General features: G+C 45.8%; 8 protein-coding genes, 1 tRNA gene and 1 pseudogene. 3 read left to right on the forward strand and 7 right to left on the reverse strand.

Going from position 1 to position 12,531, the window contains the following annotated elements:
* Positions 1–100: 100 nt before the first annotated feature.
* Entirely contained in the window at positions 101–640 is a 540-nt protein-coding gene (gene nrdR, locus HRE53_RS20775) for a transcriptional regulator NrdR (protein WP_212665122.1), read from the reverse strand.
* A 101-nt stretch (positions 641–741) separates the two neighbouring features.
* Complete coding sequence (locus tag HRE53_RS20780) at positions 742–1,149, reverse strand: hypothetical protein (RefSeq protein ID WP_212665123.1); 408 nt, start codon at positions 1,147–1,149, stop codon at positions 742–744.
* Positions 1,150–1,693: 544 nt separating this feature from the next.
* On the opposite strand from HRE53_RS20780, the gene HRE53_RS20785 reads away from it, so the two are divergent.
* Positions 1,694–1,766 (forward strand) — tRNA-Ala (locus HRE53_RS20785).
* Between the two features lie 37 nt (positions 1,767–1,803).
* Here the strand turns inward: HRE53_RS20785 and ppc are convergent.
* From ppc to HRE53_RS20800, 3 genes and pseudogenes are all read right to left on the reverse strand, one after another.
* A pseudogene (ppc, locus tag HRE53_RS20790) lies at positions 1,804–4,849 on the reverse strand (phosphoenolpyruvate carboxylase).
* A gap of 402 nt (positions 4,850–5,251) precedes the next feature.
* Positions 5,252–5,461, reverse strand: a complete 210-nt coding sequence (locus tag HRE53_RS20795; protein ID WP_212665126.1) for a hypothetical protein — start codon at positions 5,459–5,461, stop codon at positions 5,252–5,254.
* A 21-nt stretch (positions 5,462–5,482) separates the two neighbouring features.
* Complete coding sequence (locus HRE53_RS20800) at positions 5,483–6,931, reverse strand: phosphoglucomutase/phosphomannomutase family protein (RefSeq protein WP_235107776.1); 1,449 nt, start codon at positions 6,929–6,931, stop codon at positions 5,483–5,485.
* Positions 6,932–7,051: 120 nt separating this feature from the next.
* Between HRE53_RS20800 and sat the strand changes: the two genes are divergently transcribed.
* Together sat and HRE53_RS20810 are read left to right on the forward strand one after the other, a co-directional pair.
* Positions 7,052–8,218, forward strand: coding sequence for a sulfate adenylyltransferase (gene sat / locus HRE53_RS20805; RefSeq protein WP_235107777.1), 1,167 nt, complete (start codon positions 7,052–7,054; stop codon positions 8,216–8,218).
* Between the two features lie 105 nt (positions 8,219–8,323).
* Complete coding sequence (locus HRE53_RS20810) at positions 8,324–10,615, forward strand: caspase family protein (RefSeq protein ID WP_235107778.1); 2,292 nt, start codon at positions 8,324–8,326, stop codon at positions 10,613–10,615.
* Positions 10,616–10,850: 235 nt separating this feature from the next.
* On the opposite strand, the gene HRE53_RS20815 is transcribed toward HRE53_RS20810, so the two are convergent.
* Complete coding sequence (locus HRE53_RS20815) at positions 10,851–11,081, reverse strand: hypothetical protein (protein ID WP_212665130.1); 231 nt, start codon at positions 11,079–11,081, stop codon at positions 10,851–10,853.
* A 745-nt stretch (positions 11,082–11,826) separates the two neighbouring features.
* Complete coding sequence (locus HRE53_RS20820; RefSeq protein WP_212665131.1) at positions 11,827–12,180, reverse strand: DUF4878 domain-containing protein; 354 nt, start codon at positions 12,178–12,180, stop codon at positions 11,827–11,829.
* Positions 12,181–12,531 lie beyond the last annotated feature (351 nt).

A 12,531-nucleotide genomic window follows, 5' to 3' on the forward strand; every position in this document is an offset into this window, starting at 1 on the left:
TCTACCATCGTAGCGCAATATCTGAAACCTTAACTATATATTTTGTTCGTTTGTAGTCTGGCAATGGAGATGCTAAAAGCCCAGGTAGATGCCTGAATGATTACTGAGGGGAAACCATAATGGTGGTGGGTTCTGGTTGTGCAGTATCTTCATATACCTCGTTCAGCACTCTCGGCAAAGGACTGTCTCCAGAGTCCTTGAGCTGATCCAGGGCATCCACAAAATCCCGAATTCCTCGAAACTGTCGATAGACAGATGCAAACCGAACATAAGCCACTTCGCTGAGGGTTTGTAGCTTAGTCAATACGGATTCACCGAGATCAGTACTCGTAACTTCTTTAATCGCTTGCTGTTGGAGTTCTGCTTCCACATCGTCTACCAATGACTCTAGCTGAACCGCAGTCAGCCCCGTTTTTTCACAAGCGGTAACCACTCCTTTGAGCAACTTTGAGCGGTCAAATAGTTCTCTATCCTGATTGCGTTTGATGACGGTGATGGGAACAAACTCAATCCGCTCATAAGTCGTAAATCGACGATTGCATTGCAAGCATTCTCGCCGCCGCCGAACACTCTGTCCCGCCTCTGCTGAGCGCGATTCTAAAACTCGGCTATCGGTATGCTGGCAAAAGGGGCATTGCATACTGGCTTGTTCAAAGTGGATAACAACGCAGTTCTAATTCCAATCAAAACAACATCTGCAAGGTTGAAGTCTCGAACCTTTAACACTCAAAGCGCTGCTTTCTAAATCACTGTTATCAGATACTGTGCCCATTCTACTGCCATTGTTATGTCAGTAAACGGAATAAAAAAAGGATTTTCATGGTCTTGGCGTTGCAATACCAATTGAACCGTTTTGCCTTTATCAGGGGGATGATCCAAATCGACGGATTGGTCATCCACTTGAACCACAACATTTACAATTGTGTGAATCGAACAACGTTGAAGGTTTATCGGTCCTTTTAAAGTGGGTTGCCCCCAAGTTAGGGTTTCTTCTTTCTGCCCCAAAACGGCATAGATATCATATTTGGCACGTTCAAAGGACTGGGCCCAAACACGATAGGCCTCAACTTTGCGATATTCGATCCACCCAAAGCTGGCTAACCCTATAAATACAGAAAGCAATGCCAACCATACGAGCCCTTCTGTCATAACTTATGTTGTATTGGCATTCATGACTGCTGTAGGTAGAGAAGGAAAGGCGCTAGATAACAAGGTTGTTGGAATGACGGAGATACATAACACCTTTCCTCGGTCGGAGGACTATCTAATCAATCCAGACTGATTGGTAGTAAGGGTCACCCAAAAATGGCACTGCTCCAGTTGCAGGGTAGTGATCATCATTAGGCGCAAAAATGTGTCCGACTGCTTCTGATAAATACTGGATCCCTTGTTCGAAAAAATTCATAATTTTCATACGTAAACTCCCATATACAAAATGAATGGGAAAGAGCATTCCCATCCTTATTTGGATCAACGGTTGCTATCTCGTACTTCGATCATAACGTGAATGATTAGAAAAATTAATAAGTCTGATAACTCTGAATATGTATTTTTTTATGCAAAGATTAAACAAATACTGAGATGAGTAACGCTTTACTCAAGTTTTATGGGTTGTGTGTTTCTTGTGTAACGAGGATTTGAAGAAAGTTCTTGACGTTCGAATGCTTTTCAAGGCATGATGATAGTCGCATTCGGGGCTATAGCTCAGTTGGTAGAGCACCTGCATGGCATGCAGGGGGTCAGCGGTTCGAATCCGCTTAGCTCCATTTTCCATATCATTTTATGTGGTTCCGTTAAGCTGGACTAGCCGGTGTTTCTCATGCCTGCTGCAATCCCATTAATCGTCAGCAGAGCACCCCGCAGAAGGTCTTTCTCGCTAACGTTTCCAGCTCCTAGGGCAACACGATCTTGCCGCTGATGTTGTCTCAATCGCTTGAGCAAGGACACTTGCAGGAATCCTAATGGAACAATCGTACCGTTCCGCAGATGGACCGAACGCTTAAGGTTAGGATCTCCATCTAGGAGCTGCTGGTTCCCCGTAATCTTAGAGACCATTTCCCGCGTCAAGTAATATTCTTGGGCGATTTGCTCAAACAAACGCTCAAACCGATCCACATCTTCAGAAGAAGTTAATTCCTGAAGATAGTGATGAGCAATTTGCAGATCCACTTTAGCTAAGGTCATTTCTACTTTAGAAATCACCATCTTAAAAAAGGGCCACTTGCCGTAGAAATATTGCAGTAGAGTGAGATGCTCTGCAGACTCCTCATCCAGAAAGTCCTGAAGTGCGGTACCCACGCCGTACCATGCCGGCAACAGAAACCGACTTTGAGTCCAGCTAAACACCCAAGGAATGGCGCGTAACCCTTCTAAAGTCCGCCGATTATCGGCCCGTCGTCGAGCGGGTCGAGCAGCATGTTGTAATTGACTAATTTCATTAATGGGGGTGACTTCGTAGAAAAAGTCCACTAAGTCTTCTTGTTCATGAATCAGTGCCCGGTATCGCTTCCGCGATCGTGCCGATAAATCCTCCATGATTTCATGCCAAGGCTCAATGCTGTCCATGGTGGAGCGCAATAAGCTGGCTTGGATAACAGCCGCAGAAATCGTTTCTAGGTTATATAAAGCGAGCTCTGGCAAAGAATACTTCGAAGCCACTACTTCGCCCTGCTCTGTAATTTTGATCCGGCCATTCACGCTATACCCTGGCTGGGCCAAAATAGCTTCATAGGCAGGTCCACCGCCTCGGCCGACAGAACCGCCCCGACCGTGGAAAATTCGCAAAGAAATGCCGTAGGGCTCAGCAGTTTCCTGTAAGCGTTGCTGGGCTTTGTAAATCTCCCAATTACTACTGAGGAAGCCAGAATCCTTATTGCTATCAGAGTATCCCAGCATGATCTCTTGTAACGAGAGAGGAGGTTCTGAAGATGGCTCCTGAGATGCCTGAGCATCCACTAAATAATTCCGATAAAAGGTTAAATCAAACAGTTGGGTCATGACCCCTGGCGCCCGCTTTAAGTCATCTACTGTTTCAAAAAGAGGGATAACGTGTAATGTTCCAGTCGCCGTTGTGGGATCAAATAGACCGGATTCCTTCGCTAACAGCAGCACTTCCAGCAAATCACTGGCATCATGGCTCATGCTAATGATGTAGGTACGGCAAATTTCTACCCCAAATTCTTCCTGCAGCCGCCGAATCATCCGGAAGGTATTAATCAGCTCTTGGGTTTTCTCAGAAAAAGGCAGGTCATGGGGGATCAGGGGCCTACGGGTCTGCAGCTCTTGGGTCAGCCACTCCAATCGTTCGGGCTCTGATAACTCGTTATAGGGCTTGGGCAGAATCTGCAGATAATTAACGATTTCAGTGAGGGCATCTGAATGACAAGAGCTTTCTTGCCGGATATCTAACTGAGTCAGATTGAAGCCAAAGATCTGCACTTGGCCGATCAGGGTATCTAACTCTTGGCAACTGATCCCTGTCGCCTGCAAATTCTCTTGGACCACTCGAAGTTCGGCCAAAAAATCCTGAGCAGCAGGATAGTAAATTTGTTCGTTCATCCCTTGGGGATGAATCGGATGGGAAAAATCAATCAGTTGAGCCTGCTGTTGGTTGCGATCTCGAGTATTTTCTAGACGCTTCAGGATATAAGACAACTTGAATCGAAAGGGTTCTCCCAGGAACCGGATCGAGAGCCGGTCATACACGTCAGGCATTTGTAGCTGATCTTGGCCCAAAGATTTCTCTAAACCAGATGGAACTTCAGACCAATATTGGGATAGGGTCAACAAATTGATCAGCTTATTAATGGATTGAATATATTTCTCAAGCACTAAATTTCGCTGATAACAGGAGGTTTGCCAAGTGATAGCTGTCGTCACTGCTGGGTTGCCATCGCGATCCGAGCCCACCCAAGATCCAAACTTACAAAAGTTGTAGCGAGGGGGGTTGTAGATTGGGAAATGCTTGTTTCAAATGCTGGGATAAGCGTTGATACAGCTGGGGAATCGCATCAAAAAGGACTTCGCGAAAATAATGCAGGCTGTACTCGACTTCATCTAAAACTGTCGGCCTAAATTGATGAAGTTCATCGGTTCGCCACCAAAATCTGACTTCCTCCGTGAGTTGGGCCTGTAACGCATCCACTTCCCAATTCGAACGGGTACTATTGGCCAGTCCAGCCTCCGCCTCATCTAATTTGCCTAAGATCTTGGCAATCCGACGTTGTTTAGCCCGAATCGTCTGCCGCACAATTTCTGTCGGATGAGCAGTAAATACAAGCTGAATATCCAGGTTCTGAATAATATTTTGAATATGGCGAGGCGGAACATTTAACTGTTTCAGCTTGGGAAATAACCAGGTAAAGGTCCCTGCATTCGGCTCCCGTAGAATTGCATCAAAGATGCTGTGCTCAGGTAGATCGGTCTGACCATTTTGGCCAGAATGATTTTCTGCTCCCTCCTCAGAGCCATCGGCATTAGGAAGTGCTACCGGAGAGGATTGAATCGCCCCTCGGGTACGCATAATACTTTCCTCTTGCTCATAATGTTGTTCCACAATATTGATGAGCTGAAAGTAGAGGGCAAATGCTCTTGCAGCCCGAATGGCTTCATCTAGCTCCAGCTTTTCTACCACCTTCAGGACTTCCGTTTCCGGAACCCTTGGGGCTTGTCCTTCCGGGGAACACATCGATCGCAACTGCCGAAGTAAATCGACTAACTCCTGCCCGCATTCATCTCTGAGGACAGCTTCCAGTAGGTCTTCAATGACTTTAATTCGATGTAGAAGCAATGACTCTAACTGGTTGTGCTGTGCTAATTGGGGATGGATACGGTTGAGAGTGGAACGCATAGAGTATTAACTCAAATAAGTAAGATCGATGGAATAGAAAAACTCGAAGACGATTATCAAGCTTTTGGGAACTTCGCCTTTAAAGCATCAACCTCTGTTGAGAACTGGGTAAAGTGGCATCAAAAACAACTCCATCACAATTCTAGGGGGTAAACCTCGCTTTACTATCTTTCTCTAAAAGCTAATTCCCTTGGTAGGGTTAGGTTCCCTCAATAAACCGTTCTTACTTTGGATGAATCATGCTGTGTAGACTGGGCCTAAGCAGTATTCATAAGCGAAAAGACAGACTACATAACTTAAGGACGGATATATTCGTCCACATATGGATTTTCCTAGCTCTCTAAACAACATTCTGAGGATAAAGACCAGGAAAATTACATCCAAAGGAGAGAAAAACGTACTTTATTCGGGCAAATCTAAAAAAGGCAAGGCGACCCCTTGCAATAGGCTTTCGCTCCAAGTTCCAAGGGTCGTCAAACACCTGAACAGCTGTTGCTGCCCCAACAAGGCAACAAGAATCGGCAATATTGCCAGACTGACCAGAAGCTCCAATTGCTCTGGCTTGAGAAGAATGGGAGGGACCTTAGAGATCGGGTTAGACGATGAGAACATGATGAGACCTTTGATAGTGTTTTAACGCAGTGCCCAGTCTTTTGCCCAAGCTAGAATTTTGGAAACTCGGTCCGGGTGATGGGACTCACAATAGAGGCGCAGAACAGGCTCTGTCCCACTAAAGCGAATAAGTAACCAGCTCTGATCCGCCAAGTTAAACTTAAAACCATCGATGGATAGAACATCCACGACTTTTTGGTCCAATACTTGACTGAAGGGTGCTGCTTGCAATTGATCAATTAGCTTTTGTTTATCAGCTTCAGAAGATAGGGGTAGATCAATACGATCATAAAAACTGGTGAACCCTGTTTGCGTTTGTAGCTGCTGATACAAATGGGATAGATCTTGACCGGTTTGAGCTGCAGCTTCGAGTAAATATAGGGCAGAGAGCAAGCCATCTCGTTCAGGAATATGGTTGCCATAGCCTATACCTCCAGATTCTTCGCCACCAATCAATACTGACTCTGCGGCCAGCATATAGTCGGCAATATATTTATAGCCAATGGGGGTTTCATGGAGGGGTAATTGGTACAGATCAGCCACTTGAGGGATCAGTTCTGAACCGCTAATCGTTTTGATGACTTCTCCCTGGAACTTTCGGCGAGCTGCAAGGTGTTCAATCAAAATCGGAATCAAGATTTGAGAACTTAGAAAGTTACCCTGGCCATCCATTGCTGCAATTCGATCCCCGTCCCCATCAAATATAAATCCTACAATCGCTTCTTCATCAGGGGCCTGTTGACGGTGAGTTTGGATGGACTGAATGAGAGTTCCCAAATACTTGGGAAGGGGTTCAGGGGCCCCTCCTTCGAATAACGGATCGCGATCGCAGTTGAGTTCTGTGATCTCAGCCGATAGCAGCCGTTGTAGGCCAGTGGCTGTTGCCCCATGCATCGTATCCACAAAGACCTTAAGTCGCTTCTGGTGAATTGCTTGATTGATGGCATCCATATCAACCTTAGATTGCAAAACCTGACAATACTCTGGCCAGGGATCGAAGGTATCTAGGGTCCCGGCAGTCGAAGTAGTGACGGGGGCTTCGACCAGTCGATCTTGAATAGCTTGAGTGACGACAGGAGGCACTGAGCCGCCAAAGGCTCCTTTGACTTTGAGGCCAGAATAGATCCCTGGGTTATGGCTGGCTGTAATCACCAAAGCCCCAAGGGCGTGGCGATGATAGGCCGCCCAACTAAATGCAGGGGTGGGCGCAAAGGTGTTCGATAACAGCACATCAAATCCGGCTTGCTGAACAGCTTCAGCAGTGGCCTGGGCAAATTCTTCTGAGAGAAATCTGCGATCATATCCCACGATCACTAAATGCTTTTTGTCAGCGCTGCCATAGGTTTCTTCTAGGATTTGGGCCGCAATAGGGGCGACATAGACCAACCGCTCGAAGGTAAAGTCTTTGGCAATAATGCCTCGCCAACCGTCGGTTCCAAATTTGATTGAGGATGCAAAATCGTTAGGCATAGGGAATCCGCTAGGATACTGTCTCTACATCCTACACACCAAAAGTTAACCCGTAATTACTAACAAAACTTAATCTTTAGTTTATGATTTGGAGTGATACGCAGTTTAGGGAGGTTTATTTTGACTCAACATGAAGATGCCATTGCGCCACACGGTGGTTCACTCATCAACCGGGTTGCTTCTGCAAGCCAAAAACAAGATTTGCTTGCCAAGGGTGATAGCTTACCCCGCGTACAGTTAGATAAGCGAGCCACCTCAGATTTGGAAATGATTGCCATTGGTGGCTTCAGCCCACTTTCAGGCTTTATGGGGCAGGCAGACTATGAACAGGTTGTTCATCACATGCACCTTGAAAATGGTCTGCCTTGGTCCATTCCAGTGACTTTATCTGTCGATGAAGGCGTAGCGGCTGCCCTTGATGTGGGGGGCTTGGTTCGTCTAGATGACCCAGCGGGCGCTTTTGTGGGTGTACTTGAATTGACTGAGAAATATACCTACGACAAGACTCAGGAAGCCGTTCAAGTCTATAAAACAGATGAGATGAAACATCCTGGTGTCAAGGTCGTGTTTGATCAGGGTGCAGTTAATCTTGCGGGTCCAGTTTGGTTGCTAGAGCGCCAGTCCCACCCCCAATTCCCTTCCTATCAAATTGACCCCATCGCTTCTCGTCAACTCTTCCGTGAACGAGGTTGGAACACAATTGTTGGCTTTCAAACCCGGAATCCGATTCACCGTGCCCACGAATACATTCAAAAGTGTGCGTTAGAAACTGTAGATGGATTATTCTTGCATCCATTGGTGGGTGCAACGAAAAGTGATGATATTCCAGCAGATGTGCGGATGCGTTGCTACGAAATCATGATGGAGCATTATTTCCCGGAGGATCGGGTTATTCTAGCCATTAATCCTGCGGCCATGCGCTATGCAGGTCCTCGCGAAGCAATTTTTCATGCTTTAGTTCGCAAAAATTATGGCTGCACCCATTTTATTGTGGGTCGCGACCATGCGGGTGTGGGTGACTACTATGGTACCTACGATGCCCAGTATATTTTCGATAGCTTAGATGCTCAAGCGTTGGGGATTACACCCATGAAGTTTGAGCATGCCTTCTACTGCAAGAAGACCTTATCCATGGCTACGACTAAGACGAGTCCCAGTGGGCCTGAAGATCGGGTTCACCTGTCTGGGACAAAGGTCAGAGAAATGCTGCGACGAGGGGAGCTACCCCCACCTGAGTTTTCTCGCCCTGAAGTGGCTTCTGAATTAGCAGCGGCAATGAAAGCTTAAGCCTAGCTTTCGCAATCGGCGATATAGTGAAAATAGGAACCCATTACTAGATGATGGGTTCTACCTTTTTGCCCTTCAATAGGCCCTCTCCATAGACATCACATCATGGCACTGACCCGACGCGCTTTACTGCGAAAAACTAGCTTAGTGCTAGCTGGCCTAGGTTTGAGTGATTTATCTCTATGGAAGTTTGCAGATCAATATCAACAAGTACTCGCTCAACCCACCTCCCGGAAGCTCGCCCTGCTAGTGGGCATTAACCAATATCGGGAGTTGGGCAAGCAGGCCAAGCTGAAGGGCTGTTTGACAGATTTGGAATTGCAGCGAGAGCTACTGGTCCATCGGTTTGGCTTCCATCCCGACGATATTGTCATCCTTAAAAATAAGCAGGCCACCTATAAAAATATCGAGGCAGCGTTTACGACCCATTTGATTGAGCAGTCCCGGCCTCAAGATTGTGTCATCTTTCACTTCAGTGGGTATGGATGTTTATTAAGTCCCTATATCGACGCTGCCTCAGAGGCGAAAACGCCGCTCCCCTCCAAAGTGTTGCTTCCTTTTGACAGTGATATTCAACATTCCGACCAGAGCCCAGCCATTGAAAATGCCCTGTTGCAGGAGCAGTTAGCCCTGTGGTTTCGGTCCCTTAATACGCAACAAAGTCTCTGTGTGTTAGATGCTGGGTTCACCTATCCAGGGAAGGCATTGCTGGGGAATTTGCGGGTGCGATCGCAACCCAGTATTCAACAAAAAACAGACTTGCCGGGAGATCGTGAACAGCAAGAGAAGTTGCTCAATCAATCCCAACGGCGTCCATCCTCTTCTGAGCTGATTCTTTTAGCCTCTCAGCGCCCTCAAACGGCGGTTGAAGCCCAATGGCATGATTTTTCTTCCGGGTTATTCACCTATGCTTTAACGCAACATCTATGGCAATCCTCCCCCTCCCAGAAATTCTCGGCTAGTTTTAACCGGGTTGTGTCTGATGTCGAACATCAGGTCGGTCGAGTCCAGCAACCTAGCTTAAGCGGGCAGACGGGCTCTAGTGTTTTAACCGGATTATCTCTTGGCACCAATGCTGATGGTGTGGTCACGGATGTCGAAGACAACGGTGAAGAAGTCACTCTTTGGTTAGGGGGTGTTTTACCCCAAGTGGTGGAGTATTACGAAGCCACTACTTGCTTTAAAGTCACATCGAAAGAAGGCAGCTTATCTAATATTTCAGCTGCTACCGCCCCATCTCCTGGGAGCGCATCTGAGCAGGTCACCCTAGAGCCTTTAATTCAATTAGAGTCTAGCCGAGGCTGTGTGGGGACCGGACGCTGTGATCAAGAAGGTCAAATTAACTCCGGTCAGAAAATTCGAGAAGCGTTTCGAGTCATTTCCCGATCTATCAACTTAAATGTTGCCCTAGGCTCACAATTGAATCGAATTGAGCGGGTAGATGCCACTAGTGCGTTTTCAGACATGCCCAATATCAACCCCGTTATTGCTGGGACCCAAAACGCGGACTTCCTGTTTACCCAAGCATCTTCTTCTTCTCAAGTGATCGTTAATTCCGTTCCGGACCTATCAGAAGAAGACGAAGACCCTCCTGCTCCACCGCCTCAAACCCAATATGGACTCTTCTCCCAAGGGGGCGAAGAGTTAGCAGATACCCGAGGAGAATCGGGTGAAGCAATTAAAACGGCGGTCAATCAACTGCATGACACTCTGAAATTATTGTTGGCCCGCAAAACCCTCGATCTGACCGTTAACGATTTTTCTTCGAGAGTGGGGGCAATGGTGGCGTTGGAAGCCACTGATGATGAAAAACCTCAAGTCCTAGCCCAACAATGTACGACCCGAGCGCCTTGGACTCGGAAAGATAGCTCATCCCTATCTTCCTTTGAGAAGCAAGGGCAAGTCGTCCAGATTGCCAAAGGACAACATATCCAATATCGAGTGCGTAACTACAGCGATACCCCGCTCTATTGGCTAGTCTTGGGCGTTGATACTCGCACCCAGTTCTTCTCCATTTATTCGCCAGAGGCTCTGTTAGACAGGTCTACTAGTCAAGACTTCATTGCCCCTAAAGAGTCGCTAGCCGTGCCATTCCCAAACAATGAGTATGTCGTTCGAGGACCGGAAGGGATAGCAACCACCTACATTATTGTGAGCCGAACTCCGTTTGAGAAAGGATTAGATGCAATAGCCAGCAAAATCCGCCAATCTTCAAGTAATACATCCCCTGTGGTAGCTCGTTTGGTCAATCCATTAGAAGTGACCCAACAAGTGTTACAAGATTTGCATGATGGCAGCACGCCAATGGCCGAGCAAATGGGGATTGAATCTGATAACAACTGGGTTTGGGATGTCGATCAGTGGGCGACGTTTCAGTTTACCCATGAGGTGATCTAGAGAACCAGGCTTACCGCATTGTGAGAATGAGAATGACCTATTCCCCAGGGTTATATCATTCTAAAAATATCCATCAGTATGTCTAGCGATTGCTCACAGCACCGTTTTGGCCTTTTAGCTCCTACTAAAAGCCCAGCTTTACCCCTGTTGGGATTAAGTTTTGGTTGAGAGTTTGTGCGATCACATACCAGGTTTCGTGGATGCGATCGCAATGATTAAAGACTCACAACTTCAATTATTCTGAACAGTCTTTCCCATCACGTTGGGAGATAGTTTGAGCAGAGAGGGAGATTGCTTGATTCTCTGACACTTTCTGAGAACCCTCAGAAGAAGAGTGAGCTGTTTGGGCTTTAGGAGAAAATTGAGAAATAATGAATGGCGAAGAAAAAATACCAAGATAGACAATCGCAATTTTAGTCACGAACCGCCCATCCATGGGCTTCCGTTTTCGTTTGTTATGTTTCATGGGAGTGACTCAGAATGGGAAAATTGCCTGAAATACTAGAAGTTAGAGCCAGTCAAAACTACTGGCTGACAGTGAGGGAAAATATTGCTGAATGCAGTGCTTCGGGTACACTTTATTCCACTTATGAATAAGCTGTAAATTATTTTGTCTTAGTAATTTAATCTGTATCTTGTGTTAGGTGCTTTTTGTACTTGCTATAAGTAACTTAGACGCACTGTAAATATTTAAAGAGACAATCACTCATTTGAATCTTAGAGCAAGCTAAAATACTTCCAGATTTTGGCTTGACAAATTTTAAGTGCCAATGAGAATATTTCGCCCTTCTTTTGGTGAAGAGATAATGACTGATTATGTTGATACTACTCTTGATAAGAGGATAGAACAAAGAGGCTTGATGAATTTTCTGACGTTAAATGAATTTGTCGATCTCTGGTGTGTTTAGGTTATGGCTAGGACTTTGCGTGATCTTATTCTGCGTTTGCCTAGTTTTGTAGATGCGATCGCATCTACAAAACGCGAAATATGACTCTCCTCTAGTCTAGCGCTGTCCAAAGAAGCTTGTATCTAAAGGGCAACTTTGTGACGTCATGATCGGTCACAGCTCCATTGCCAATGACTCTCAGGCTAATGAGAGGTAATCTCAGCTAAAACTCTGATTAGACATTAATCGTTACGAGATAGTGGAGCAATCTCTGCATGCTTTGTTCCCTATCTCGTTAAGCTTTTCCAGATCGCTCCTATCGGTTTATGATTCTACTTCTTCAGGTTCGCCACTCAGAAGCCATTTATCTCCTTGCTTGGTGAGAGGGAAGTTTGCTTCTGCAGTTGCACCCTCAAATGAAATATTGATCTTAACTAGAGCCTGATTTCCTTCAACTTTAGGTTCGCCAACAATTTTGATAGTTTTCATAACTGTGGCAAATTCTTCTTGGTCATCTGCATTAGGATTACATAACGCTTTAGGTGCTTCCTTTGCACATAGAGGCTTAAGTTCATCAAACTTGCCATCTGCCCCAGCTTCGATAAATTCTTCAACTACTGTTTGGGGTGAAGAATGGACTCCCCCACAGGCTGTTATTAATATGACCAAACCGGTCATCAGAATTCGTGACGTAAATTTATTCACACTAGAGTGCAGGTTCATCACCTTAGTCCTCAATTTTTTTATTGATTAACGCATTCCTTGAACCTGCACTCTAGTGTGAACTTTCAGGCTCTAGAACTTTACTAAAGCCATAGATCAGTCCACGTTGGGGAATAAAAAGATAGTAAGGGGATGAGGATCTACTATCATGCGAATCTTAATATTGTTTGCATAAATAATTTCGTTTGCAGCTTCAAAAAAGATGGAGAAACTCAGCTGTTAGTTAAGGGAATAAATCCTGCGAGTAACGGTAGTTGATTTCCTTAAAAGTCATCTCTAGAGGACACGTTCATAAATGTTAGTGGG

This window comes from Acaryochloris sp. 'Moss Beach', from assembly GCF_021497025.1.
Lineage (GTDB): Bacteria > Cyanobacteriota > Cyanobacteriia > Thermosynechococcales > Thermosynechococcaceae > Acaryochloris > Acaryochloris marina_A.

Excerpts from the sequence above, each read along its gene's own strand:
- nrdR (WP_212665122.1), bottom strand. The coding sequence starts at position 640 with ATGCAATGCCCCTTTTGCCAGCATACCGATAGCCGAGTTTTAGAATCG.
- HRE53_RS20800 (WP_235107776.1), bottom strand. The coding sequence starts at position 6,931 with ATGCCTAACGATTTTGCATCCTCAATCAAATTTGGAACCGACGGTTGG.
- HRE53_RS20810 (WP_235107778.1), top strand. The coding sequence starts at position 8,324 with ATGGCACTGACCCGACGCGCTTTACTGCGAAAAACTAGCTTAGTGCTA.
- HRE53_RS20795 (WP_212665126.1), bottom strand. The coding sequence starts at position 5,461 with ATGTTCTCATCGTCTAACCCGATCTCTAAGGTCCCTCCCATTCTTCTC.
- HRE53_RS20820 (WP_212665131.1), bottom strand. The coding sequence starts at position 12,180 with ATGACCGGTTTGGTCATATTAATAACAGCCTGTGGGGGAGTCCATTCT.
- HRE53_RS20815 (WP_212665130.1), bottom strand. The coding sequence starts at position 11,081 with ATGAAACATAACAAACGAAAACGGAAGCCCATGGATGGGCGGTTCGTG.
- HRE53_RS20780 (WP_212665123.1), bottom strand. The coding sequence starts at position 1,149 with ATGACAGAAGGGCTCGTATGGTTGGCATTGCTTTCTGTATTTATAGGG.